Here is a 1,656-nt window from a genome sequence, read left to right as displayed (position 1 = left end):
TAACTAATTGGCCGCAACCAGAAATGGTCACATTTGTCGTGTTGCAATTCCCCATCGTTAGTGCAGTGCAGCGGGGAAGTAGTCATGTCGGGCGTTGATTGGAGATCAGAGCAAGATTACGCAAACTTCGGAACGGCAGAGACAGCCGACATTGCCTGGGAATGGCTACGCCGCGACAGCGAATACCAGCAAGAATTCAGAAATCTGACAGCCGCCGAGCGATCGAGCGGAATGACGCATCAATTCCGCAATAAATGGGGGCTGTCTTTTCGCGGCTGATCCGGAAAAAGCCTTCGACCGACAAGTGATATTCTGGGCCCCCGAGGCTCTCTCGACCGTCCTGGCGCTCCGCGAAGCGGACGCGTCCAGCGAGACGGCGCACTATGATCTCGATTGGACCACGCTCGACGGTGGCGAACTTCGCCATGGACTAGATGGGTGGCATGCCATTGTACCGCTGGCAGGCGCAATTCACCGCCTCTACCTGCCGGCAATGCCCGCCAGAGGTTCACCGCTTTCCGTCGCATTGCCACTCGACGCCAATTTCGACATACGACTGCAGGCGGCACACCGATTTTGGTCCGCCATCGAAGGCCGCCGTCTTGGTACGCCGCCGCTTGCGATCTCGTACCAGCGCCGGCGGCGCTTCTTACTGATCATGCGGGCCCTCGATGCATGGCTGGCGGGTCATAGTTATCGTGAAATCGCAGAGGGCTTGTTCGGCAAAGAGCGCGTTCTTGGCCGCTCCTGGAAGGACCATGATCTTCGCAGCCTGACCATCCGCCTGGTCCAGAGCGGCATCGCTCTGATGCGCGGCGGCTACCGTGCGTTGCTGCGCCCCATATCCAGGAAGAAATAGCTCCGCCCTTTGGGGTGCCGAAAACACACCCCCTCATCTTCGGCATCCCCCTTTGCGGCTCCATTCCGCCATTGTGTCCGTTGACGCGCCGGCAACCTCACCGGCGTTCCTTAACCATCACGGAGCCCTTCATATGTCGGATCCGAACACCGGATTGCCGCCCCGATACTTGCGGACTGCCGAAGCAGCGCGATTCCTCAGCCTTTCTCCCCGCACTCTGGAAAAGCACCGGATCTATGGCACCGGTCCCGCCTACCGGAAGATCGGCGGACGCGTCGTCTACGCGGTCGCCGATCTGAGCGCGTGGGCCGACCTCGGCACCAGAACGTCAACCAGCGATCCGGGCTCCGGCGCGGTTCTACCTGCGAAACGGCACGCTCCCATCCCGTATGCGGGCAAGGAGCGTCGCTGAAGCATGCCCGAAGACAGGAGTTGCTGTGCAGCAGGTCGTCGACCGCGAACCGGCAACGCGCAATTCCGCGAGCGTGGCCAGCTGATTTGAAATCGCGACCCCGTCTTCACTTCGCATCGGGCAGCTATTCAACAGCAAGAAAGTCTTCATCATGAGCGATCTCACGACAGTAGAACTCTTATGGCTTGAAAAGCGCATAGAGAACCGGATTCGGTTCGGCAATCCGGTGTCGGAACGGATCCTGAGCCGAAACCGCCGCGTCCTGTCCTTCACGCCCGCCAGCATCTTCGCTTTCGTGCGCTGGACGTCCAATGATTTCGGTACCGTCTTGTCCCGCGTTGACATCCTGCGAGCCGCAACGCCCGGGCAACCCTATTCGACGGTC

At 60.0% G+C, this 1,656-nt stretch carries 4 protein-coding genes; all 4 read left to right on the top strand.

Annotated elements, in window-relative coordinates:
• Positions 1-84 precede the first annotated feature (84 nt).
• Complete coding sequence (locus tag R3D51_00020; protein ID MEZ5897857.1) at positions 85-279, top strand: DUF6499 domain-containing protein; 195 nt, start codon at positions 85-87, stop codon at positions 277-279.
• Between the two features lie 25 nt (positions 280-304).
• On the top strand, positions 305-859 hold the full coding sequence (locus R3D51_00015; GenBank protein ID MEZ5897856.1) for a DUF2285 domain-containing protein: 555 nt from the start codon (positions 305-307) through the stop codon (positions 857-859).
• A 133-nt stretch (positions 860-992) separates the two neighbouring features.
• On the top strand, positions 993-1,271 hold the full coding sequence (locus tag R3D51_00010) for a helix-turn-helix domain-containing protein (protein ID MEZ5897855.1): 279 nt from the start codon (positions 993-995) through the stop codon (positions 1,269-1,271).
• Between the two features lie 151 nt (positions 1,272-1,422).
• Positions 1,423-1,656: DUF2840 domain-containing protein (locus R3D51_00005; protein ID MEZ5897854.1), on the top strand; the 234-nt coding region annotated here is incomplete at its 3' end.

This window comes from Hyphomicrobiaceae bacterium, assembly GCA_041397645.1.
Taxonomy (GTDB): domain Bacteria; phylum Pseudomonadota; class Alphaproteobacteria; order Rhizobiales; family Hyphomicrobiaceae; genus Hyphomicrobium_B.
This window is presented reverse-complemented; position numbering and strand designations above follow the sequence as displayed.

Coding starts and splice junctions, on each gene's coding strand:
- R3D51_00010 (MEZ5897855.1), top strand. CDS start 993: ATGTCGGATCCGAACACCGGATTGCCGCCCCGATACTTGCGGACTGCC.
- R3D51_00020 (MEZ5897857.1), top strand. CDS start 85: ATGTCGGGCGTTGATTGGAGATCAGAGCAAGATTACGCAAACTTCGGA.